The organism is Nocardia sp. NPDC102475 (assembly GCF_055584605.1).
Genome location: NZ_JBVJLS010000003.1, coordinates 42512 through 66730, shown reverse-complemented (window position 1 = coordinate 66730; position 24219 = coordinate 42512). Strand labels below are relative to the sequence as shown.

Genomic DNA, 24219 nt, shown 5'->3' with positions numbered 1-24219 from the left:
CATGTCGGCAGGTGTTCTGTTTTCGGAACAAATAAATTCCTCCGCCATTGTTTCCGAAGACGAATTATTCGATGATTTCGCCCGGCACAACCGTCCCGGACTGGCCCGGCTGCTACGTGCGTGCCACCTGGATGTCGTGTATGCGGGTGCCGAAAGTGACTATCTGATCCGGTCGGACGGGACCCGGGTATTGGATCTTGTCGGCGGTTTCGGTGCGGCGCTGTTCGGGCACAACCATCCGGCGCTGGTGCGGGTGGCGACGGCCCGGCTGAATCAGCAGACGCCGTTCGTCTCCCAGGGCAGTGTCCGGCCCGGGGCTGCGCGACTAGCCCGAAGGCTTTCCGAAGCGGTGGCCGCCGAGAGCGGTCGCGAGTACGTGGTGACGTTCGGGTCCACCGGCGCCGATGCGGTGGAGGCGGCGATCCGGCATGCGGCGGTGGCGCACGCCCGTGTCCTCGCCGATCTCGAGACCGAACTGCGGCGCACCCTGCGCCGGGTTCGGCGCGACGGCCTGCACGATGTTCGCCCGATTGCCATGGGCGACAACGGTTCCGACGACGACGGCGGCCCGGTCGCGGAGATGCTCACCGAATCGCTGCGCGAGGTCGACGAATTGCGCCAGCGTGGACCGATTTTCGTCTCGCTGACCGGTGCCTTCCACGGCAAGACCGCCGGCGCGTTCGCCCTGACCGAGCACGCCGATACGCCGGCGGACCTGGTGGTGCCCGGTCCGGAGCGGCGCAGGCTCGACACCTGGGAACCGGACGCGGTGACGAATGCGTTCGCCGATGAACTGCGTCCGGTATGCCGGATCACCTTCGACGGCACGGGTCGGCCGGTGCGGTCATGGACCAGGATTTCGCCGATCGCCGCGGTATTCGCCGAGCCGATCCAGGGCGAGGGCGGGGTCCGCGAGGTTCCGGCCGCGACACTGCGGGCATTGCGGGAGTTGGCCGATCGGCACACGGCGGCCCTGGTATTCGACGAGATCCAGTCGGGCATGGGGCGCACCGGAACCTTCCTCGCCGCATCGCCGTCGCAGGTGAGCGCGGACTACTACCTGCTCTCGAAATCGCTGGGCGGCGGGCTGGTGAAGATCTCGGCCCTGCTGGTCGACCGGCAACGCTCGATCGCCGACTTCGGCCGGTACCACACCTCGACCTTCGCCGATGACGATCTGTCCTGCGCGGTCGCCGCCGCCGCACTGGACCTGCTGCGGGACAACCAGATCCGCATCCGCGATACCGGTGCGCGGCTGCGCTCCCGGCTCGACGCGGTGGCACGGCGCTGGCCCAGGGAGATCCTCGCCGTGCGGGGCCGCGGGCTGCTGCAGGGCATCGAACTGTCGCCACCGGAACCGACATCCGCGCTGCTGCGCGAAATATGCGATCCGGAGCTGTTCGGATACGTGGTGGCGGGGTATCTGCTGCACGTCCACCGGATTCGGATGCTGCCAACGCTTTCCGCGCCGACCACACTGCGCATCCAGCCCTCGGCCTTCCTCGCCGACGCGGAGCTGGATCGACTGACGGCAGCGCTCGACGATCTCGCCGCACTGCTGCACCGCGGCGACTACGTCCGGTTGCTCGCTCACTTGGCCGCACCGGTCACCACGAATTGGCCGGTGCCGGAACGCCGATCACCATCGCGGCGGCGCACCCGAGACGTCGCCCGCGATTGGAACGCTCCGACCAGAGTGGTGTTCCTGGCCAATCTGCCCGATGCCGCGGATCTGCGCAGATTCGCACCAGAGCTGGCCGAATGGTCCGATGGCCAATTCGCCGCACTGTTCGAACGGCTGCGCGGGGTGGCCGAACCCTTCGAACTGACCAGACAGCTCGTCACGTCGCCGACCGGCGCCACGGTCGAGGTATGTCTGATCGCGGTGCCGATTTCGGCCGAGCAGACCATCGAATGCCAGCGCGCCGGACATCGCGCCTGGCTGCGTGATCTGGTGCTGGAGGCGGTGGAGCAGGCAATCGCACTGGGCGCCAGCGTAATCGGGCTCGGCGGGTACACGTCCATCGTCACCGATGCCTCCCGTGATGTCGTGGAGGACACCGTCAAGGTGACCTCCGGCAATTCGCTCACCGCGGCCTGCGCCTACGAGGTGGTTCGAGCCGAACTCGCAAGTCTCGAACCGGGGCAGCGCCAGGTCGGCATACTCGGCGCGCTCGGCAACATCGGTGCGGTGATGGCGGAACTGCTTGCGCCGCTCGCGGATTCGGTGACCCTGGTCGGGCGCGCCGGATCGGCGTCCCGGCTCGAGCGGGTGGCCGCGGGCCTGCCCGGTGCGGTGACGGTCAGTGAGGACCTGACCGCCCTGCGTACCTGTCGCATCGTCCTCACCGCCACGAATTCGGCCGTGCCAGTGGTCACCGCCGATGTACTGGCCGACGACCATCCGGTGCTCGTGGTCGATCTCGCGGTCCCCGGCGATGTGGATCCTGCGGTGTCCCGGCAACCGAATGTCACCCTGGTCTCCGGCGGGCGCATGGCGCTGCCGCTGGGCCAGACACCCCCGTTTCCCGAAACCGGGCTGCCCGCCGGGGTCGTCTACGCGTGTATGGCCGAAACCGTTCTGCTCGGTTTCGAACCGCGCACGGCGAGTCCGTCCTACGGCGGCCTGACCGCGGCGGGCGTGCGCGCCGCCCGCGACCTGGCCGCTCGTCACGACGTGCGCCCGGTTCTGCTTCCGACAGGAGCTCCAACTGTGCTAGAAACTCCCACCGCAGCCACCCCCGTCCCGATGTACCTCGGCGCGGCCGATTTCGCAGCGGACCGCGCCGGTGGCAAGGCGGGCACCCTGCACGAATTGATCGTGGCCGGCTTCGAGGTGCCGCCCGGATTCGTCGTCACGGCCGATCTCGACCTGGCCGAGGTGTCCGACGAGGATCTGACCGGCTGGGTACGGGCGCTGGGCGGCTTCCCGGTCGCCGCGCGTTCGAGTGGTGTGCTCGAAGACCTCGACGACGCGAGTTTTGCCGGTCAGTACGAGTCGTACCTCGATATCACCGATGTCACGGCCCTGCGCGAACATATCGAGCAGTGCCGAGAATCGGTGCACAACGAGCGAGTTCGCACCTATCTGGCCCGGCGCGGCTATCACGAGGCCGGTGCTTCGGTCGCCGTTCTGGTGCAGCGGATGGTCGACGCGCGTTGTGCCGGTGTCGGTTTCAGCCTCGATGCGCTCACCGGCATCGAGGACCACGCGGTCGTCGAAGCCTGCCGGGGACTCGGCGAACGACTCGTCTCCGGACATGTCACACCGACCAGGTACACGCTGCGACTGTTCGACGGCACCGTGGTCGAGCGGGATGCGGGCGATGAGGATGTCGAGCTGAATGCCACCGCCACAGCCGAACTCGCCGCCCTCATGGTCGCGGTGCAGGCGCACCGGCACCGCCCGCAGGACATCGAATGGGCCATCGACGGCGACGGGAAACTGTGGCTGCTACAGGCGCGAGCCATTACCGCGATCAGCTGGCGCACCGATATCGACCAGTTCTCCGACGCGGATCTGCGCGACGGCGGCGTCTCGGCGCGGGTCTGCACACCGATGATGTTCTCGTTGTACGACAACGCCTTCCAGTACTCGATGCAGCAGTTCTTCGAACGGTTGAAGCTCACCGAACCCGGCGCGGAACCGGACTGGATGGCCATGTACTACGGCCGCGCCTACTGGAATGTCAGCGCGGTGAAGAAGTGCTTCTTCCGCATTCCCGGCTTCGACGAGCAGCATTTCGACGACGACCTCGGTGTGCTCAACGACTACGGGCCCGACGGTCCGCACCGCACCCCGACGAATGCCAAGACCATTGCCAGGGCGCTGCCCGCGGCGCTGGCCGTGCAGAAGAGCTACCGGGATCAACTCGCGGTGGTCGATGCGTTCGCGGCGGAGTGGCCCGCGAAATACGCGGTGTGGCGCGAGCGCGTACGCGAACTGCCGCACACCGATGAGGCCACCTTCGTCGCGGATCTGGCGGACTGCCTGCTCACCTTCCACGCCGCCACCGAGCGCACCTACTTCACCACCATCTACAACAACTCCAGCGTCCAGACCGACTTCAAGCAACTGCTCGACAAGGTGGATGCCGCGACCGACGGGACCACCTCGGCCATCGACTTGATGGGCGGGCTCGCCGATATCAGCCATATGCAGTTGCAGCGCGGCATCGTCGAATTGCACCGGGTGGCAGGCGATCACGGCCTGGACAGTCCCGAATGGGCCAAGGCGCTCGATGCCTTCCTCGACGAGCAGGGCTTCCACGCCGACGCGGAACTGGATCTCACCAGCCCGCGCTGGTCGGAGGCGCCGGAGCGGGTGCGCTCGATGATCGCGGTCATGCTCGAACACGGCACCGCGCCCGCGGATCCCGATGTGACGCTGGTGGATCAGCGCAAACGCTACGAAAACGAACTCGCCGCGGTGCGCACGCGGGTGCGGGCCAAGCCGCTGGCGCGGGTGAAACACGCCAAGGCATTGGATAAGCAGATCGAGCGGATGCGCCGGTATCTCGTTGCGCGCGAACGCATGCGGGAGTTTTCCTCGCAGTGCTACGCCATTGTGCGCGCATATGTCGTGGAGGCCGGGGTGCGCCTGACTGCGGCGGACACGCTCGAGCAGGCCGATGACGTGTTCCAGCTGTCGATCCACGAGCTGTGTGATCTCGCGGCCGGGCGGGTGGATATCTCGACGCTCGCACCGCAGATCGCTTATCGGCGTGCGGTTTACGCGGGCTACCGGGATCTCGTGCCACCGCATGAGCTGGGTGGTGGTGTCACCGTGGGCGCGGTTCGCGAGATCGGCGACGGTGATCTGACCGGGCTGGGTTGCAGTCCGGGCATTGCGGAGGGCACCGCTCGGGTGATCACTTCGCTGGCCGATATCGACCAGCTGCGCGAGGGCGACATCCTCGTCACCCGGTTCACCGATCCGGGGTGGACGCCTGCCCTCGGGCTGGTAGCAGCGGTGGTGACCGAGGTTGGCGGGATGCTCTCGCATGCGGCGGTCATCGGGCGCGAGTACGGAATTCCGGCGGTGCTGAATGTCGCGGGTGCGACGACGGCGGTCCGCTCGGGACAGCGGATCCGGGTCGATGGCGGTGCGGGGGTCATCAGCGTGCTGGAGACTGCGGTCTCGTCCGAGCCGGTTGCGCCGCCGTCCGGTTCGGACAACGGGCAGGGATTCGATGTCGTCACAGATCCCGAGCGGTCGCGGGAGCGTCTGCGGCCGGTCCTTGACGAGCGCCCGGTTCTTGACGAGCGCCCGGTTCTTGACGAGCGCCCGGTTCTTGACGAGCGGCAGGTCCCTGACGAGCGGCAGGTCCCCGACGAGCGGCAGGTCCCCGACGAGCGCCCGGTCCCCGACGAGCGGCAGGTCCCCGACGAGCGGCAGGTCCCCGACGAGCGGCAGGTCCCCGACGAGCGGCAGGTCCCCGACAAGCGCCCGGTCCCCGACAAGCGGCAGGTCCCCGACGAGCTGCCGATCAGCGAGCCGAATGAGCCCATCCCGCCGAAACCTGCAGTGCCATTGCGCCCCACCCAACCCAAGCAACCGCCCCCGGAGCACCCACGCCCGGCGGCCGCCAGAACGGATGAACCACTGACCACACGCAAACGCCTGATCTGCATCGCCGGTGCCGACGGATCGGGCAAGACCACCCAGGTGGCCCGCATCGCCGCGGAATTCGAGGCGCAGGGCCAAAGCGTTGCCGCCATGACCATTTGGGACGCATTCCTGGATCCGAAGGTCTCCTCGAAGCTGCCGTGGCGCAGTCCGTCCGAGATCTACGGCTATCTGAAACTGCTGTCCCCGCTGAGTCGCGCGCACTTCCTGTTCCACGCCATGCAGCTGTCCTTCGACCTCGCCGCCGAACGCGGCCCGGACATCCTGCTGGCAAATGCCTACTGGTACAAGTACTTCGCCACCGAGGTCGCACATGGCGGCGATCCGGCGGTGCTGCGCAAGCTGGCTTCGGGTTTCCCGGAACCCGATCGCACCTTCTACCTCGCGGTGAGTCCGCAGGATGCGTTGGGGCGCAAGCAGTTGCGCAGCGACTACGAGAGCGGCTATGGCGACGAGGAGACCTTCCTGGCCTTCCAGCGGCGCAGTCACGATGCGCTGGAGGTTCTGTCGGAGGAGTTCGGCTGGATCCGCTTGGACGGCACCGACACACCCGCCGACATCACGAAAGCTGTGCTGGCCCAACTGCGGGAGGACGACCGGTGACCCGTCGCGTCGCGATTGTCGGTATCGACGGTGCAGGCAAGTCCTCGGTCATGGCACGGTTGCGCGAATTGGCACCGGGCACAGGTTCTTTCGCCTCGATGACCTGCCCGGACTTCCACAACACCCGCAATGTGCCGCTGACGGACCTGTCCGAGCAGCTCAAGGCCTTCAGCGTCGGATGCGATGAAATCGGCAGCCTGGAAATGAAGGCCACCGCGATGTATCTGCAGATGACGCTGTTCGGTCCGGTGGAGCGGCTCATCCTGAGCACCTGGTCACCGGATGTGCTGGTATTCGAACGGCATCCGCTGATCGAATTGCTGGTCTACGGACCCCTGTATGTCGCGCTGGCCCGCCCGGAATGGAACGGTCACGATCGCGCCGACGAGATCGCGGCCGTGCTGGAGCGCCACCGGCCGGGCACCTTCGACGACATCCTCACTTGGCAGCGGTCGGAATCCACGCGTCTGGGCAGTTCCCCGGATATCTGGGAGCTGCTGTCGGAGATCGCGGATCTGGTGCGCCGGGATGTGACCGAATCCGTCCCCGGCTTCGCCGACCGCTTTCGCACGACATTGCCCGACGCGGTGCTCTGGCTGGACGCACCGCCGGAACAGGCCGCGGCACGGTGTGCGGAACGTTCGGGGAACGGGCCGAAGGAGGCCCATGAAACGGCAGAGCGGCTCGGAGCCCTGCGTGACGGATATCTACGGGTGCGCGACACCCTCGCGGTGGCCTTCCCCGAAGTGGGATTCCACCGCATCGACACCGGCGACGGCGTCGATCTCGAGGAGTCGGTCCGCGCCTGCGTGACGGAAGGGAAGTTACTCGGGTGAGTACACAGGCAGGTACCCCGGCCACCGAGATCGAGGCGCGGGTGCGCGCCGTTGTCGGTGAGGTGCTGTGGGTTTCGGCAGACGAGATCGACGCGTCCGCACAATTGATCGACTACGGACTGGATTCGCCGACCGCGATCGAGCTGACCATTCAGCTGGAGCAGGCATTCGGCATCGTCATACCGGAAGACGCCGCGGCACAGTTGAATACGGTCGGCGAGATCGTGCGGTACGTGCGGGGTGAGCAGTGACTGAATTGGTTCCCCAGCATCCGACGATCGTGCATGCGCTACTGGCCGACGCCGAGCGTGGTGCATCGGCGCCATCCACGATTTTCGTTCCGGAGCGCGGCGACGCCGACGGTGAAATCGCCTGGCGGCACGACGATCTCGCGGCCGCTGCCGGACGCACCGCCGCCGCGCTGGCCGCCGAGGGGGTCGGGCCGGGAGATCGGGTGATGCTCTGTCTGCCCACCTCCCCGGAGTTCGTCACGGCGTTCTTCGGTGCGCTGATGCTCGGCGCGGTGCCGACCGCGGTGGCGACGCCGGGCGGGTTCGGTTCGGCGGATATCTTCCGCGACAAGTTCACTCGGCTGCTCGGCTATCTGGAACCCGCTGCGGTTGTCGCGACGCGGTCGGTGCTCGCAGGGGGAGCACTGCCGGAAACCGTGGCCGCCATCGATGGCGATGTGCTGCACGCCTGGGCCTGTTCGCCGGACGCGCCGACGCTGGCGCCCAGACTTCCCGAACCGGGAGATCTGGCGTTCATCCAGGCGACCTCCGGTTCGACGGGAACACCGAAAGGTGTGCAGATCACCCACGCGAATCTGGCCGCCAACTGCGAACAGATCGCACAGGCCGCCGCGATGGGCGCGGGCGACACCTGGGTCGGCTGGCTGCCGCTGCACCACGATATGGGGCTGATCGGCGGATTCCTGACGCCGGTATTCCGTGGCATCGATGCGGTGCTCATGCCGCCGAGCCGATTCCTGCGCAGTCCGGGGGATTGGCTGCGTGCGGTCAGCCGATACCGCGGAACATATACGGCGGCACCGAATTTCGCATACGGATATGCGGCCGCCCGGGTTACCGACGCCGAACTCGATGGCGTCGATCTGTCGAGCTGGCGGTTCCTGTTCTGCGGCGCGGAGCCGATCCATCCGCCGACCGTGCAGAGTTTCGTCGACCGGTTCGCGGCCTGGGGACTGCCGAAGGATGCGTTGGTGCCCTGCTACGGAATGGCCGAGGCATCCCTCGCGGTCACCGTGAATCGCCCGCACGCGCCGGTCGCCTACGACTCGGTGTCGCGCCGGGCGCTCACCGGAAACGGTGTGGCCCTGGACATTCCGGAAGACGACCTCGATGTGATGCATATCGTCGACTGCGGCGCACCGCTGCCCGGTACCGAGGTACGCATTGTCGACGAGGACGGCGCGGTGTGCGGTTCGGACGTGGTCGGCCGCATCCAATTCCGCGGCCCATCGATGACCATCGGTTACTTCCGGCTGCCCGAAGAGACCGCGGCCGCCACTCGGGACGGCTGGTGGGATACCGGCGATATCGGCTACCTGCGCGAGGGCAGGCTGCGCATCACCGGCAGGCATAAGGACCTGATCATCATCCGCGGCGCGAACTACCTGCCCACCGATTTCGAGCTGGCCGCACAGGAAGTCGCGGGTGTGCGCCTCGGTGGTGTCGCGGCGGTCGGTCATGCCGATACCCGAGGGCTCTCGGAGGAGTTGCATCTCATTGTCGAATCCGGTGCGGAGGCGACCGAACACGATGCGTTGCGCCGAGCGGTGCGGGTCGCGGTGAGCAAGCGCACCGGTGTGCTGCCCGCCGGGGTTCGGGTGGTGCCGCCGCGCAGCATTCCGAAGACCACGAGCGGCAAGGTGCAGCGCGCTGAGGCCAGGCGGCTTTTCCTGGCCGAGGACGATCTGGTCGGGGCCGGAGGCGCGGCATGAGTGTGCAGCCGAAGTTCCGTGGCCGCAGGCTCGGCGGTCCGGCGCTGCGACATCCACTGGGTGCGTATCCGGATTACCGCGCCGACCCGCTCGCGCTGTTCTACGAGCAGGCCGTCGCGCACGGCGGCAGCGTCCGGCTGCGGCTGGTGCATCAGCAGATGCATCTGCTGGTCGAGCCGGAGCACATCAATCAGGTGCTGGTCACCAATGCGGCCAAGTACGAGAAGGGGATCAGCTATCAGAGCCTGAACTACTTGCTCGGCCCCGGACTCCTGACCAGCGGCGGCGAACTCTGGAAACGTCAGCGCGCCTTGATCAAACCCGCATTCTCCCGCCGTCACGTCGACACCGAGATTCCGCTCATGCTCGAGTGCGGACAGCGGATGCTCGATCGTCTCGATGCCTACGCCGCGACGGGCACGGTCTTCGACCTGGTCCCCGAGGTGATGGGTGTCGCGGCCGATGTGGTGTGCCGCGCGGTCATGGGCTCCGATATCGACGGTGTCCTGCCCCAGATCGAAGACGATGTGCGCGAGGGTGTTTCGTGGGTGATGCGGCATATGGCCGCACCCATCCAAGTCCCGCCGAATGTGCCGACCCCGGCCAATCGCCGCTTCCAGGGGGTTCGCGAACGACTACATCGCGTGGTGGACAGTGTCATCCAGCGTCACCGAGAAGCGGATGCCGAAGCGACGTCCCTGCTGGCCCGATTGCTCGCGGCCCGCGATGATGCCGGGCACGCCATGGATGACGCGCAACTGCGTCACGAGGTGCTCACCTTCCTGCTCGCCGGACACGAGACCACCGGCGGCGCGATGGCGTGGACCATCTACGAGTTGGCCCACAACCCGGCGGTGCTCGCGCGGGTACGCGACGAGATCGATATCGCCCTCGCGCTGACCGGCGGCGTCGACCGGGCCCTGCCAGCACTGGAGCTGACCGGGCGCGCGATCGACGAGGCCATGCGTCTGCACCCACCCGCGTGGGCATTCAGCCGGACCGCCGTGGAACCGGACAGCTTCGACCGCTTCGATCTGCAACCGGGCGCGATCGTGGTGATCAGCCCGTTCGTGAACCATCGCTTCCCCGAATTCTGGGATTCACCACTGACCTTCGATCCGGAGCGGTTCACCAAGGAGCAGACCAAGGCGCGCCCGCCGTACCGCTACTTCCCGTTCGGCTGGGGCGCACATCTGTGCGTCGGCCAGCATATGGCGCTGATGGAGGTACGGGTGGGCATCGCAATGCTGTTGGCGCGCTACGACATCGAACTCGTCAACGGGATGCGGGTGCGGGAGAACCCGGAGATCTCCAATACCCCCGATCCGGTACTCGTGCGGCTCACCCGGCGTGCGTCCGCGGTGCCGTCGGCCACGACCATGCAGGAGGCCGCGCAATGACCGGAACGACCGTCAGCGATACCGCACTGGCCGCCGATGTGACGATGGCGCCGCAAGTGGGCGCCAAGGCCGCGAATCTCGGCAGGCTCGTCGCGGCCGGCTACCGGGTGCCACCGTTCGTGGTGCTGAGTGCCGCCGCGTGTGCGCGCATCCTCGAACCGATCCGCGGATCCATCGCCGACGCGCTGGATTCGCTCGATCACACCCATCCGGCGTCGTTGCGTGCGGTGTCGGAGGAGATCCGCACGATCATCGGTGCTCAGCCGATCCCAGCGGATATCAGCACCGAGCTGGGCGTGCAGGTGCGCGAAATCGCTGAGCGCACAGCACAATCCGGTGCTCGCCTGGCTGTGCGTTCGTCGGTGAGCGGCGAGGATTCGGCGACGGACTCCTTCGCGGGCCAACTGGATACCCTGCTGAATGTCGCCCCGGCGGACGTATCGGCGGCGGTGCTGGAAGTGCTCGCCTCGGCCTACTCGGAGCGGTCACTTTTCTACCGAGCACATCGTGGACTGGACAATACCGAGATCGACTGCGCAGTCCTGGTTCAGGTGCTGATCGACGGTGCGGTCTCCGGTGTCGCCTTCAGCTGCAACCCGCAGACCGGCGACCCGGGCGAGGCCGTCGTCTCGGCGGCTCTCGGCCTGGGCGAAGGTGTGGTCGCCGGAACCGTGGAGTGCGATACCTACTTCGTCGACACCGCCGCGCGCACGATCGTTTCCCGTTCGGTGGCCGAGAAGCAGAGCCGGGTCGTGGTCGCGGCCGATGGTTCCGGCACGGTAATCGAGCAGATCGCCGCAGTCACCGATCAGACACTCACCGACACGCAGGTGGTCGAACTCGTCGATACCGCAACAGGATTGGCCGAGGCTTTCGGCGCGCCACAGGATGTCGAATGGGCCTATGACGCCCAGGGCGTGCTGTACCTGCTCCAAGCCCGCCCGATCACCGCGACCGGTGCCCGCGAAACTGTTTTCGACAATGTGAATGTCGCGGAGTCCTATCCCGGCCTGTCCAGCCCGCTGACCTTTTCGATCCTGCGGAATGCCTATGAGCAGGTGTTCCGGGCATGTCACAAGGATTTCGGCGCAACCGACGCCATCGTCGACCGCAATGCCGCGAGTCTGTACCCCTATTTGGTCGGTACCGCGCACGGCCGCATCTACTACAACATCAGCAACTGGTACCGGCTGTTCCTGCAGATCCCCGGCATGGAGTTCGCCATCGAAGGCTGGGAGGCGGCACTCAATATCGAGAACCGCTATCAGCGCCCGGCCGCGCCGAAACACGGGCTGGCACGGGCGAAGATGTATCTGCTGCGCTTGCGTATCGCCGCCATCATCACCGTTGGCTGGCTGCGGCTGCCGCGGCGGCTGCGCGCGTTCTTCACCGAACTCCAGGCCTTCACCGCCGATCTGGACCACCGGCTCGACCCGGAAACACCGGAGCGGGAACGTGATCCGGAAGCGCTACTGGAGTGGATGGAACGCTGCCTGCACGAACTCGTCCCCGCCTACGCGGTGCAGATCTTCAATGACTTTCTGGCCCAGCAGATGTTCCACGTCGTGGGTCTGCTGCTGGAACGCGAAGGCCTCACCGAAACAGCCGCCATCACTTTGCGCAATGAATTGTTCTGCGGCGAAGAAGGTGTCGACAGTGTCGACCCGGTCCGCTCGGTGCTCGCACTGACCGCGACGGTCCGGGCGGATGCCGGGCTGCGTGAGCTGTTCGAGGGGCCGCTGGAACCGCACGAAGTGTGGAAAGCCCTGGTACAAACGGAATTCGCCGATTTCCGCGGTGCATGCCTGCGGCATATCGCCCTGTTCGGCGACCGTACCGTCGATGAGCTCAAGCTGGAAACCGATCCGCTGGGCGAACATCCGGAGCGACTGGTTCCAATGCTGCGCAACTACCTGCGTGGCGGTCAGAACATCGACGAAATGGCGGCGCGCGAGAAGCAGATCCGCCGCGACGCGGAGCGCACCGCGGCGAGGCTGTTCCGTGGAAAGCTCCCACAACGCTTGGCATTCCGGTTCGCACTCGGCCGGGCGCGCGAGCATGTGAAACAGCGCGAGAATATGCGGCTGGGTCGCAGCCGCTCGTTCGGCCTGGTCAAACGGGTATTCCGAGAATACGGCAGGCAGATGTACGCGGCCGGACTGCTCGAGGATCCGCGCGATATCTTTTGGCTCACCTACGAGGAGATCGCGGCCCTTACCCGGGGCACCGCGGTCGATACCGATGCGGCGCGCACGGTCGCCACACGCAAGCGCGATCACGAGCGGTGGCGCACCGAGCAACTGCCGTCGAGGATCGTCACGGCCGGAATCGCGGCCGTCGGCATCAACGATCCGGCCTTCGACCACCCGGCTCCCGTCGGCGATTCCGGAAGTGTGCTGCACGGAATCGGTTGCGCGCCGGGCCGAGTCGAAGCTCCGGCACTGGTGTTGACCACCCCGGAACCGGATGTGGTGGTCGACGGTCAGATCCTCGTCGCAGCCAGTACCGATCCCGGTTGGGTCTTCCTGATGGTGGCCGCCGGGGGATTGGTCAGCGAGAAGGGCAGCCCGCTCTCCCATACCGCCATTATCGGCCGTGAACTCGGCATTCCCACCGTCGTCGGCGTTGCGGGCGTCACCCAGCTGGTCGCCAGCGGGGATGTGCTGATTCTCGACGGCAGGGCCGGAACCGCAACCATCGTTCAGGAACACAGCTCATGACATCCACCGCAGCCGCACCGCACGAGACCGCGCACGGCGAGAACTTCAGCCTCGAGCACTACCTCGATCCCGCCGCGCACACCTTCGAACAGCGCTTCGAGGAATTCCGGCCATACGTCGCGAACGCGCGCGGCACCGGATTCGTCCTCCGTGAGATCACCGGGCCGGCGGGTCCGGTCGTACAGGTCCGCGATCCCGACGGCGACGCGGTCCGCGACCTGATCATGTTGGGGTCGAACAACTACCTCGGCCTCGGCAACGAACCGGAGATCGTCGAAGCCGCCATCCGGGCCGTGCGCGAATTCGGTGTGGGCCACGGCGGACCGCCACTGCTGAACGGCACCACTTCGGTGCACCGGCGGCTGGAGGAACGCCTCGCCGAGACCAAGGGCTGCGAATCCGCGCTGGTGTTCTCCTCCGGCTACGCCGCCAATGTGGGCTGGGTGACCGGCCTGCTGCGCAAGGGCGACATCCTGCTCTACGACGAGCAGAGCCATGCCAGCCTCTATGACGGCATCCAACTCGGACGGGTCCGCTCGATGGCCTTCGAGCACAACGATCTTCGGCATCTACGGCACCGGCTCATGCAGATCCGCTGGCGCAATCCGGGCGCGAATATCGTGGTCGCCGTCGAGGGCGTGTATTCGATGGACGGCGATATCGCACCGCTGCCGGAGATTCGGGCGCTGTGCGATTCGTTCGGAGCCTGGCTGGCCATCGACGACGCGCACGGCACCGGTGTGCTCGGCGCGCACGGCCACGGCACCGCCGAATATTTCGGCATGGGGGCCGGATCGGTCGAGCTGTACATGGGCACCTTCTCGAAGGTGTTCGCCACCACCGGCGGTTTCGTGGCCGGGTCGAAGGATCTGGTGGACACGCTGCGGTTCTTCGCACGCTCGTACATGTTCTCGGCCTCGCTGGCCCCGGCGGTCGTCGCCTCGGTACTCGCCGCCATCGATTTCATCGATGCGCATCCGGAGCGGATCCGCCAATTGCACGACAATGTCGACTACTTCGTGCGGGAACTGCGTCGAATGGGCTTCGCGGTCGATCCGCAGACCGCGATCATCCCGATCCTGGTGCCACAGCACCTCGCCGTCGCCGAGGTCGTCGCGGCGCTGCACGCCGAGGGCGTGTTCGTCAACGGCGTCGAATTCCCGGCCGTCCCACGCGAACAGCAGCGACTGCGGGTCAGCATGATGGCCACGCTCAGTCGCGACCAGCTGGATTTCGCGCTGGAGAATATTTCGGCCGTTGCCCGCCGCTTCGCCTTCCATCCCGAGCAAATCGGTCCGACCGAAGAAGGGATCCGCTGATATGACCGGAACCGAAATCGCCGCGGGCGGTACGGCTTCCGAACGCCTGCTCGTGCACGCGGCACTTGCCGACCCGAGTCAGGACGAACGCGCCGTATTGGCGAAACTCGCCCACGAGATCACCGACTGGGCCGAGGTTTTCGAACTCGCCAAGCTCAATGCGACCGTCCCACTGGTGCAGCGCCGGTTGGCATCCGAGGAACTCTACGAGCTCGTTCCCGAACTGGTGCGAGCACATTTCGCCGACGTGACCGATCACATTGCCGCCGTGAACGATCGGCGCCTAGCCGGTGCCAGGGAACTGTTGCGCCGCTTCGACGAACGCGGCGTGCGCTGCGTGGTGCTCAAGGGCATGTTGTTCTCGGCGGAGATCTACCATGATCCGCGCTACAAGCGGATGAACGACCTGGACATCCTCATCGAACTCGATCAGGTGGACACCGTCATCGAGATCTACCGGGAGATGGGACTTTTCGCCACTTCCGAACTGCTGGGCAAGGCACCGAAGGTCCGCGCCGAACGCTCACACCACCTGCCGTCGTTCGTCTCCCGCGACGGATCCCTCGTCGTCGGCACGCACTGGGGCCTGATCACCCCGTTGGCTCCGTACACCGTCGACTACGCCGCGATCTGGAAGCGCGTGCGGCGCATCGACTTCTACGGTGTGCCCGCCTGGGCCATGTCGCACGAGGACAACCTGCACCACCTCGGCATCCACCTGCCCTACTACAAGACCGGTGTACGCGAACTCGCCGACATCTGGAACCTGGCCCGCTACGCCGATGACCTCGACTACGACCTGCTGGCCGGTGAAATCGCCAAGGCGGGCAGCGAAAGCCTGATGTACCACGCTCTTTCGCTGGCCGATCGGCTCGTGCCCGAACCGGAGTTCGCGGCCTTGATCAGCTGGATCGCGCCGAAGATCAATCGCTTCACCCGCTACGACACCGCGCGCAAAACCGCCGATATCCATGCGCTGCTCCGCAGCCGCTCCACCCACACCGCACGCATCGAAAAGGCCTACACCGAATTCAATATGACCGCCGTCGCGAGCGAAAAGCGTGACCGCTTCGGCCGCCTGTGGTCGGATCTGCTGCTGGTGCCCGGTGCCGAAGCACGCAAGATGAGTTCGCTGCGCGACCCAGCGCCGCTATCCGATCTCGGTGCGCGAATCTCGGCCCCCTACCGGCTTACTCGCGTTTTCCAGCGCGACCTGGGCCGCTGGCTGTTTCCGGCGGCTCTGGCCAAGACCGTCTTCGATCTCGGTGCCGCCTATGGTTCGGAGCTGGCTTGCCGGGCCGGAATCGGTACCGCTGCGACCGTACGTCCGGGCATCGACGAATACGTGGCCCAGCTGGGCCTGACCCGCGCCGATCTACAAGCGGTGCTGGACAGCCAGGAATGAACCGCACAGTGCTGTGGGACTTGGACGGCACCTTGGTGCGGTTGCATCGACGCCGGTTCAAGGCGCTGATGCCGCTGGCGGCCGCGCAGGCATTTCGCGAGTTGACCCCACCGCATCGTTTTCTGCGTGTCCTGCCCGGCGTGCTGAAGCAGGTGCGGGCCAACGACACCGCGCACACCAACACCGACCTGATGGTCGGACTGCTCGCCGAGCGGCTGCGGGTCACACCTGATGCGGTGGCCAGTCAACTGAAGAGCCTGGCCGAGACGGGTTTTCCGCGTCTGCGTGGTTGCTTTGCGCCGGAGCCGTCGGCACTGGATACGGTGACCCGGCTCCAGGAAGCGGGCACGGTACAGGTCGTTGCGACCAACCCGCTGTGGCCGGACAGCACCGTCACCACCCGGCTCGGCTGGGGCGGCTACGACCCGTCCGCGTTCACCTTCCGCACCAGCGGCGAGAACATGCGCCGCTCGAAACCACGCATCGAGTTCTACCGCGAACTGCTCGACCGGCTCGGCGCGGAACCGGGGGAGTGCGTGATGATCGGCAACGATATTGCCAACGACGCGCCGGCGGCACTTCTCGGGATCCCCGTATTCCTCGTGAACGTGCCGGAATCCGCTGTTCCACAGAAATATTCGGGTCTTGTAAATACGGGGGATTGGCCTCGGCTGCGCGAGTGGCTGGGTATCGAGGAGAAATCATGCTCGTCGTCCTAAATCCACAGTCCAATGCCGGGACCGCGCTGCAGCGGTGGCGTCCGGTAGAAGACGTGCTACGCGAACGGAACACCGATCTCACTGTCGAAATGCCCAGTGACGCAGAACAAGCCATGAAACTGGTCCAGGCGAGCCTAGAAGCGGATCCACCCGAGGTGATCGTGGCGGCGGGCGGCGACGGCATGGTCAACCTGGTCCTCAATTCGATCATGGACCCGGCGACCGACCGACCGCGACAAGGCGCGGAATCGGTCGCACTCGGCGCGATCGGTCTCGGCAGTTCCAACGACTTCCACAAACCAGGGCGATCGAGCATCGCCGATATCCCGGTCCGGCTCGGCACACCCGAGCTCATCGATGTCGGTAAGGCCACCATGCTGCTCCCGGACGGCACCCGAACAGTCCGATACTTCCTGCTCAATGCGAGCATGGGACTCGTTGCGGCAGGCAATCATTCGTTCAACAACGCGCGCGGGCTGATCGGCTGGCTGAAATCCCGCAATGTCGAGGCGGCCATTATCGCCACCGCACTGACCAATATCGCCACCCACAAGCCACTGGCCGTACAGCTGCGCGGATCCGACTGGGTGCACACCGCACCGATCACGAATGTCGGTGTGCTCAAGAGCGTGCACTTCGCCGGTGGCATGTACTACGACACGCCGGTCACCCGTGCGGACGGCATGTTCGACGTGAATATCTGGGAAGCCGCCGGACGGGCACGGATTCTGGGGCTCATCGCAGGTCTCTACCGCGGCAAGTTCCGGGGTTCGGCGCTGGCCACCTGCCGTCGCGACACCGCGGTGGAACTGCGGCCCGGCGCACCCGCACCGCTCGAATTGGACGGCGAGATCACGATTGTGGAATCGGCCCGGTTAGAGGTGCTGCCGCGCGTATTGCAGGTGTGTGCGCTGTGACCGTTGTCCTGGTGACCGGGGCCGCCAACGGTATGGGCGCGGCGACCGTCGAATACCTTGCGCGCGTCGGCTATACGGTCGAGGGCAGCGACAAGATCGTGCGGGATGACGTGCGTGCGGTCGATGTCCGCGATACCGAGGCAGTGCGCAGTTGGGTGAAATCCGTGCACGCACGGCACGGCCGCATCGATGCGGTCGTCACCTTCGCCGCCTACGGCATTGTCGGTTCGGTGGAGGAGACCGATCCGGACGAGGCGGCCGCACTCATCGACACCAATGTGATCGGCACCCACCGCGTGCTGCGCGAAGTTCTGCCGATCATGCGTGCGCAAGGCCACGGCCGGGTGATCGTGGTGAGCTCCGGTGCGGGCGCGATCGCCGAGCCCTACGGCGGCTGGTATTCGGCCACCAAGGCGGCCGTCGAACGTCTCGGTGAGGCGATGCGGATGGAGACCGCGGGCTTCGGCATCCACGTGTCGGTTCTCGCGCCGGGGTGGACAGTCACCCCGATCATCGATTCGGCTGCGCGCGTTGCCGATCCGATCGAGGCATACACGCCGGATCGCACTTCGGTGCTGTCGCGCGTCACCGGATATCTGGAGCACGGACAGTCCGCGGAGATGGTAGCCAGAAAGGTGCGGACAATCCTGGAAGCGCCCGAACCGCGCCAAACCTATCTGTGCGGCAGTGACGTTCGGCTCTCGTTCTGGACCCGGCGATTCACGCCCGCTCGGGTCTACGAACGGCTCGTTCGCCGCTACTACGGCCTTCGACAGGAGCATGCACGGGCAGTACCGGTAGTATCACCTCGGCCGCACGGGCTCCCAAGAAAGCGGGGGCTTGTCCGGTACGTGCCGTTCGCTGGATGGTTTTCGCAGTAGCCCATCTGCCGACGACACGGCAGGAGAGGCAGCGATGACCAACCGATAGGGGCAGGCGATGGCACCGGCTCTGAGATGTCTTGTCTGGGAACTGGACAACACCCTCTGGGATGGTGTCGTCTGCGACGCGACCAGCAGCGCACCACGCCCCGCCGCCCTGCGCACGCTGCTGAAGCTCAGCGAGCGCGGCATCTGGCACGCCGTAGCCAGCCGCAGCGACCGCGACCTCACCCTCAAAAAGCTCTACCGCCACGGGCTCTACGACATGTTCTCGGCCATCGAGATCGGCTGGGGCCGCAAATCGGCGTCGCTAGTACGGATCGCGCACACCCTCGGCCTGGACCTGGACACCATCGGTTTCATCGATGCCGAACCAGTGGAGCGAGCGGAGGTCACCCGCGCACTCCCGCGCGTACGCTGCTACGCCGCCCGCAACGCCGATGTGCTACCCGCACTTCCCGACTTCCGCCCGGTACTGCGCACCGGGCCATCGCCCACGCCGCCCATGGGTTTCGCGAGCATCCGGGGATAACCCCCGCGAACGGGATCAAGATCAGGTGGAAGCTGTGGCGGCACGCCATCCTTGGTCCCGAACCAGATAGATGTCCTTGTCTGCTTGTTCCCGGCTTGTCTTGCCGGAGATCTGGCCGGACTTGTATTCGGTGAAACGTTTGTCGGCCGGGTCGATTTCCCGCAGTTCTGTCGCCGGTACGGGCTCGATATCCGGGAATGGCCGGGGTACGCATGGCTGCGAGACCTTCGGGAACTACGCATGATCACCACCAACGCCCGCAAGTCGGCTCCAGGCTCAACCACCGCCGCCGAGGTTCTGCGACGGATCGAGGCGTTACGGGCGGATGTCCCAACCACGTGGCACATTCTGTGAGCGTGTTCTGACAGAAGCTGAGTGTGGTAGGGACGCAGCGCGCCGAGCTACTTCTGTGTCGGGACCTTGTCGTGCTGGGTGTCAGCGGCCAGGTATTTCTCCCCGCTGGCGGCCAGCGGGTCTAACACATTGGCGGACAGTGGATTTCCCCAGCTCTTCTGGTTGCGGATGGTCAGTTGGTGTGGCCGGTGGGGGTTTGCTCGATGAGGGTGGTGGTGGCGCGGTCGAGGAATTCGCAGAACTGTTTGTGCTCCTCGGGGGTGAATCGGTCGGTGAGGGCGCGTTCGAGCACGATGACCTCGCGGTAGGCACGGTCGAGCAGGCCACGACCGGCCGGGGTGAGGGTGGCCATCATGACCTTGGCGTGCACCGGTGACGGGGTGCGGTCGATGAGGTTCTTGTTCTGCATGCCGGTCAGGACGGTGGCCATGCTCTGCTGGGTGACTCCGCAGGCGCGGGCCAGCTGGGCGCCGGACATGGCGTCGCCGCGGGACAGGGTCAACAGCACCGTGTATTGGGTCATGGTCAGCCCGTAGCCGCGCAGCACCGCCTCGTGGTGGGCCATCAGTGCCTGTTCGGCACGGCGGATGCGGGTGCACACGTATTCCTCGACCGGCATGTCGACCATGTCACAACTCCCTAAGTTGACTCAGCTATCTGATATTGCTTAAGTTCCTGAGTATCAGGATACTGAGTCAACACAGAAAGTTGTATGTGATGAAGGCTGTAGTGCTGGACACCGATGACAGGTTCACGATCTCCGAGATCGACGAGCCCGTGGCCGGGCCGGGTGAGGTCGCGATCCGTGTCGCCTACGCGGGGGTGCAGTACGGTGACGTGCTAGTGCGCGACGCGCATTTCCCGATCCCGCGCCCGTTCGTGCCGGGTTTCGAAGCCGCCGGCGAGATCATTGCCGTGGGCGAGGGCGTGGACGATAACCGCATCGGTGAGCAGGTCGTCGCTTTGGTCGGCGGGGGTGCCTACGCCGAAGTGGTGACCGCACCGTCGGTGCTGGCGATCGATGCCTCCAGCGTCGACCAGCGCACGGCGGCAGGGTTCGGATGGGTGACACCCACCGCCTACGACCTGATCAACACCGTCGGCGGGGTCCGTGCCGAGGACAGTGTGCTGATCCATGCCGCGGCCGGTGGTGTCGGGTCGCTGGCCGGGCAGTTCGCCGCTGCGGCGGGCGCGCAGCGAATCGTCGGGGTGGTCAGCAATCCCGGCCGGGTCGAGTACGCCCGCCAATTCGGATACCACGAGATCCTGACCCGCGACCAGTTCCCGGATGCCGTGAGTGAGGAGACCTTCGACGTGATCCTGGACCCGATCGGTGGGCCCACCAGGGTCGCGAGCCTGGCCCGGCTGGCCGCGCACGGGCGGATCGTGGTCTACGGCAACATCGCCACCTTCGAACCGGTCACCGTCTCGGCCAACGATCTGCTGATGCACGGCCAGTCGCTACTGACCTACAACAGCAACCTGGCCAGCCAGACCCGGCCACACCGGTTGGCCGACAGCGCTGCCCGCGCGATGGCGGCGGTCGCCGACGGGTCGGTGCGGGTCGATGTCACCGCCGAATACGCCCTCGCCGATGTCGAGACCGCGATCGCGAACCTGGCCGGCGGCGTGACGCGCGGCAAGAGCATCGTCCGCATCGGATGAAGCCTCCTCGGCGATCCGGCCGCGACACCTCCTGCGTCGCGGGCCGGATCGCCGAGGTGCTGGCAGTGATGAAAACCGACGAGGAGATCATGGAGATCCTGGCCGCCTACGACCTGACCGGCAGCTATCGGCGTGCTGCGGAACTGATCGGCTGCGACCACCACACCGTGCGCCGCTACGTCCAGTTACGCAGCGGCGGAACCGATCCGACACAACCCGCTGCCCGGGTGAGACTGATCGACGAGTTCATGCCCAAGATCGAGGAACTCGTCGAGGCATCTGCCGGGAAGATCGGCGCCGACCATATACACAAGCGGCTGCTCGCGCTGGGATTCGGCGGCAGCGAGCGCACCACCCGCCGCGCAGTCGCTGCCGTCAAGGACTCCTACCGGACCGGGCACCGGCGAATCCACCGCCCGTGGGTCGCCGAGCCTGGACTGTGGATTCAGTACGACTGGGGCCCGCATCGGTGACCGTCGCACCTCGTTGTGGTGCGCATGGCTTGCCTGGTCCCGCTTCCGGGTGGTGATCCCGGTGCTGGACAAGACCGTCCCAACGATCTTGGCCTGCCTGGACACCACGTTCCGCACGATCGGCGGGGTCCCCACCTATCTGCTGACCGACAACGAAAAGACTGTCACTACAACCCATATCGCCGGGCTCGCGGTCCGCAACCCCGACATCGTCGCGCTCGGCCGTCACTACGGCACCACCATCCGCACCTGCCGGCCGGCGGATCCGGCCTCCAAGGGCGGGGTGCATAAGCCTGCTGGGTCGGCGGATCGTCGCTATTCTCTGAGCGTGTCGGCGGTCGTGCCCAGGCCCGCGGCGATGAGTCCATGGCGGTTCGTCGTCGGATTCGGTGTGGTCAGTCTGCTCGCCGATATCGTGTACGAGGGCGCTCGGGCGGTCATCGGTCCGTATCTGGCCTCGCTCGGTGCGAGCGCTGTTCTGGTGGGTGTGATCACCGGGGCAGGGGAGGCATTCGCGCTCGCCGGTCGTTTGGTGAGCGGTCCGCTGACCGATCGGACGCGCGCCTACTGGCCGATTGCCTTCGGCGGCTACACACTGACCGTCGCCTCGGTTCCGCTGCTCGGGTTCGCGACTGGGTTGTGGTCGGCGGGGGTGCTCGTGATCGCGGAGCGGGCGGGTAAGGCGGTGCGCAGTCCCGCGAAGGATGTGCTGCTGTCGCATGCGGCGGGTGCCGTCGGTCGCGGTCGTGGGTTCGCGGTGCACGAGGCACTCGATCAGATCGGCGCGTTGGTCGGGCCGCTTGTCGTCGCGGGGATACTCGTGCTTTCGGCAGGTGACTACCGCCCAGCGTTCTTCGCACTGGCAGTACCCGGTGTCGCCGTCCTAGTGGTGTTGGGGAGGTTGTGGGCGCGCGTGCCGAATCCGGCCGCGTACGAACCGACGGTGCCAACCGAAACCGCAACGGTCCCAACCAGATTGCCGTCGCAGTTCTGGACCTACCTCGCCTTCGCCGCCGCAACCACCGCTGGCTTCGCCGGGTTCGGCTTGCTCGCCTTCCATCTCGCCACCCGCGAACTCCTGCCGGTGGCGGTGATCCCGGTCGTCTATGCCGCGGCAATGGTCGTCGATGCCCTCGCCGCCCTGCTCACCGGATGGTGCTACGACCGCATCGGTGCCCGAATCCTCATTGTGGTGCCCCTACTCTCGGCTTTCATCCCGCCACTTGCCTTTCAGGACAATGCGATTCCCGCAGTCATCGGTGCACTGCTGTGGGGTGCGGTGCTCGGCGTCCAGGAATCGACACTCCGCGCGACGGTCGCCGACTTGGTCCCGGCGCACCGCCGCGGTACCGCCTACGGTATTTTCGCCGCCGGTTCGGGCCTGGCCGCGTTCGCCGGATCCGCGCTCCTCGGTCTGCTCTACGCCCGGTCTCTGACCGCCGTGGTCAGCGTTACTGCTGCCATCCAGCTCATAGCGCTGCTCGTCTTCGTAACCAGCCGGCTTCGCCTCGGCACGTCGAGTCGACGCGTGTGACCGATCCGCTACCGCACTGACCAGAGGAATCCGTCGATCTGGTCGAATGTGGCCTCCGGCTGTTCCAGTTGGGGCAAATGCCCTGCCGCACGGATGATTTCGAAGCGGGCATCGGCATAGGCCGCGCCGTAGGCCGGGGTGACGATGCGATCGCTTTCACCCCAGAGCAGCAGGGTGGGGGTGGTGACGGCGGCGAGTCGGGGGAGCAGTCGGGGATTGTGCATGTACGGGTCGGCCGCATAAGTCCGTAGTGCGGCCATATTCCCTTGGCGCATAGCCGATTGTGCGGCGGGAACATCAGCGGGATCTTGGTAGAAGCGCGCGGGGTCGTGGAAGGAGTGCTCGGCCACGCCGCGGGCGTCGAGGGCGAAGAAGTCGGCGATCGGTTCGTCGTCGAACCATACGCCGGTCGCATCGATCAGCACGAGTCCGCCGATCCGGCGGTCGTGATCACGGACGGCCATTTCGGCGGCGATCCAGCCGCCGATCGAGGAGCCGACGACGAAAACGTCCTGCAGATCGCGATCGTGGAGCAGGTCCAGGTAGGCGCGTGAAAGATCGCCGATGCTGTCGAATGTCAATGGTGTGCCATTCCAACCCGGATGGGTCGGTGCAATGACATGCGACGAGCGGGACAGGTGCTCGGCGACACCGGCCACCGAGGCCGGTCCTGCGCCGCCGTGCAGGACGAGAACTGTTGGGCCGCTGCCTGATTCGGCGATGGTGAGCGGGGGTTGTGGCCGGGTTTCTGCGGGCATCGTCGAGCTCCTCGATCCATTGACTAAACATGTTGATATAAACAAGCTTAGTCATACTGTTAGGGTCATGTCCATGCCTGGTGATCTGCAAGCCCTGGGACGCGCCGTCAAACAGGCGCAGTACCGCCACCACCGTGCGTTGGACAATCGGCTCGCGACCGTAGGAACCACCCTCGCCCAGTGGGACGCCTTGCGCGCCATCGACCGCAATCCCGGTTCCACCGCACGCGCCTTGGCCGAGGAGACATTCCAGAGCGAGCAGGCCTTCGGTACCCTCGCCAACCGGCTCGTGACACGCGGTCTCATCGACCGCACCCCCGGTCGCGGTCGAGCCATCGAACACCGGTTGACCGTCGCAGGCGAGGAGGTCCTGCGCGCCGGTCATCAGGTCGCGAACGAGGTATTGACCGAATCCTTCGCCGCATTGTCCGCCGGCGAACGCGCGACCCTGCTCGATCTGCTCCAGCGAATCGGCACGCACGGATAGTCACCCTGATCGGCGTGGTCGACA

Annotated in this window: 18 protein-coding genes; 16 read left to right on the top strand and 2 right to left on the bottom strand. The window is 66.2% G+C overall.

Features of this window, described 5'->3' with window-relative positions; all coding sequences use genetic code 11:
* Position 1 precedes the first annotated feature (1 nt).
* From ACZ60G_RS06055 to ACZ60G_RS06000, 12 genes are read left to right on the top strand one after another with little or no spacing between them, the layout of a single operon-like run.
* The gene (locus ACZ60G_RS06055) at positions 2–6232 is read left to right on the top strand and encodes an aminotransferase class III-fold pyridoxal phosphate-dependent enzyme (RefSeq protein ID WP_465807711.1); all 6231 of its coding nucleotides are present in this window, start codon (positions 2–4) and stop codon (positions 6230–6232) included.
* Positions 6229–7068: a nucleoside/nucleotide kinase family protein gene (locus ACZ60G_RS06050; protein WP_465807710.1), complete on the top strand. Its 840-nt coding sequence runs from the start codon at positions 6229–6231 to the stop codon at positions 7066–7068. Before ACZ60G_RS06055 ends, ACZ60G_RS06050 begins: the two co-directional genes overlap by 4 nt.
* Positions 7065–7319, top strand: a complete 255-nt coding sequence (locus ACZ60G_RS06045) for an acyl carrier protein (RefSeq protein WP_465807708.1) — start codon at positions 7065–7067, stop codon at positions 7317–7319. Before ACZ60G_RS06050 ends, ACZ60G_RS06045 begins: the two co-directional genes overlap by 4 nt.
* Positions 7316–9031 carry a fatty acyl-AMP ligase gene (locus tag ACZ60G_RS06040; RefSeq protein ID WP_465807707.1) on the top strand — a complete coding sequence of 572 codons (1716 nt, stop codon included), beginning with the start codon at positions 7316–7318 and terminating at the stop codon, positions 9029–9031. Before ACZ60G_RS06045 ends, ACZ60G_RS06040 begins: the two co-directional genes overlap by 4 nt.
* The gene (locus tag ACZ60G_RS06035) at positions 9028–10431 is read left to right on the top strand and encodes a cytochrome P450 (protein ID WP_465807705.1); all 1404 of its coding nucleotides are present in this window, start codon (positions 9028–9030) and stop codon (positions 10429–10431) included. The genes ACZ60G_RS06040 and ACZ60G_RS06035 overlap by 4 nt, the downstream gene beginning before the upstream one ends.
* Positions 10428–13151, top strand: coding sequence for a PEP/pyruvate-binding domain-containing protein (locus ACZ60G_RS06030; protein WP_465807703.1), 2724 nt, complete (start codon positions 10428–10430; stop codon positions 13149–13151). Before ACZ60G_RS06035 ends, ACZ60G_RS06030 begins: the two co-directional genes overlap by 4 nt.
* Complete coding sequence (locus ACZ60G_RS06025) at positions 13148–14470, top strand: aminotransferase class I/II-fold pyridoxal phosphate-dependent enzyme (protein WP_465807701.1); 1323 nt, start codon at positions 13148–13150, stop codon at positions 14468–14470. The genes ACZ60G_RS06030 and ACZ60G_RS06025 overlap by 4 nt, the downstream gene beginning before the upstream one ends.
* A gap of 1 nt (position 14471) precedes the next feature.
* On the top strand, positions 14472–15875 hold the full coding sequence (locus ACZ60G_RS06020; protein ID WP_465807699.1) for a nucleotidyltransferase domain-containing protein: 1404 nt from the start codon (positions 14472–14474) through the stop codon (positions 15873–15875).
* Positions 15872–16594 (top strand): HAD family hydrolase, encoded by a 723-nt coding sequence (locus ACZ60G_RS06015; protein WP_465807697.1) that lies wholly within the window; start codon positions 15872–15874, stop codon positions 16592–16594. Before ACZ60G_RS06020 ends, ACZ60G_RS06015 begins: the two co-directional genes overlap by 4 nt.
* A complete protein-coding gene (locus ACZ60G_RS06010; RefSeq protein WP_465807695.1) occupies positions 16579–17511 on the top strand; it encodes a diacylglycerol/lipid kinase family protein in 933 nt (310 codons plus the stop codon). The genes ACZ60G_RS06015 and ACZ60G_RS06010 overlap by 16 nt, the downstream gene beginning before the upstream one ends.
* The gene (locus ACZ60G_RS06005) at positions 17508–18392 is read left to right on the top strand and encodes an SDR family NAD(P)-dependent oxidoreductase (RefSeq protein WP_465807693.1); all 885 of its coding nucleotides are present in this window, start codon (positions 17508–17510) and stop codon (positions 18390–18392) included. Before ACZ60G_RS06010 ends, ACZ60G_RS06005 begins: the two co-directional genes overlap by 4 nt.
* A 58-nt stretch (positions 18393–18450) precedes the next feature.
* Positions 18451–18924, top strand: coding sequence for an HAD-IIIC family phosphatase (locus ACZ60G_RS06000; protein ID WP_465807692.1), 474 nt, complete (start codon positions 18451–18453; stop codon positions 18922–18924).
* 526 nt (positions 18925–19450) lie between these two features.
* Here ACZ60G_RS06000 and ACZ60G_RS05995 read toward each other — a convergent pair.
* Positions 19451–19906: a MarR family winged helix-turn-helix transcriptional regulator gene (locus tag ACZ60G_RS05995; RefSeq protein WP_465807690.1), complete on the bottom strand. Its 456-nt coding sequence runs from the start codon at positions 19904–19906 to the stop codon at positions 19451–19453.
* An 89-nt stretch (positions 19907–19995) separates the two neighbouring features.
* Between ACZ60G_RS05995 and ACZ60G_RS05990 the strand changes: the two genes are divergently transcribed.
* The 3 genes from ACZ60G_RS05990 (at position 19996) to ACZ60G_RS05980 (ending at position 22950) form a co-directional block, all read left to right on the top strand.
* Positions 19996–20943, top strand: a complete 948-nt coding sequence (locus tag ACZ60G_RS05990; protein ID WP_465807688.1) for a quinone oxidoreductase family protein — start codon at positions 19996–19998, stop codon at positions 20941–20943.
* A complete protein-coding gene (locus tag ACZ60G_RS05985; RefSeq protein WP_465807687.1) occupies positions 20940–21416 on the top strand; it encodes a hypothetical protein in 477 nt (158 codons plus the stop codon). The genes ACZ60G_RS05990 and ACZ60G_RS05985 overlap by 4 nt, the downstream gene beginning before the upstream one ends.
* Before the next feature lie 358 nt (positions 21417–21774).
* Positions 21775–22950, top strand: a complete 1176-nt coding sequence (locus tag ACZ60G_RS05980; RefSeq protein ID WP_465808365.1) for an MFS transporter — start codon at positions 21775–21777, stop codon at positions 22948–22950.
* An 8-nt stretch (positions 22951–22958) separates the two neighbouring features.
* Here the strand turns inward: ACZ60G_RS05980 and ACZ60G_RS05975 are convergent, their stop codons facing one another.
* Positions 22959–23708, bottom strand: coding sequence for an alpha/beta fold hydrolase (locus ACZ60G_RS05975; RefSeq protein ID WP_465807685.1), 750 nt, complete (start codon positions 23706–23708; stop codon positions 22959–22961).
* A gap of 67 nt (positions 23709–23775) precedes the next feature.
* Here ACZ60G_RS05975 and ACZ60G_RS05970 point away from each other — a divergent pair, with 67 nt between their 5' ends.
* Complete coding sequence (locus ACZ60G_RS05970; protein WP_465807683.1) at positions 23776–24195, top strand: MarR family winged helix-turn-helix transcriptional regulator; 420 nt, start codon at positions 23776–23778, stop codon at positions 24193–24195.
* Positions 24196–24219: the final 24 nt, after the last annotated feature.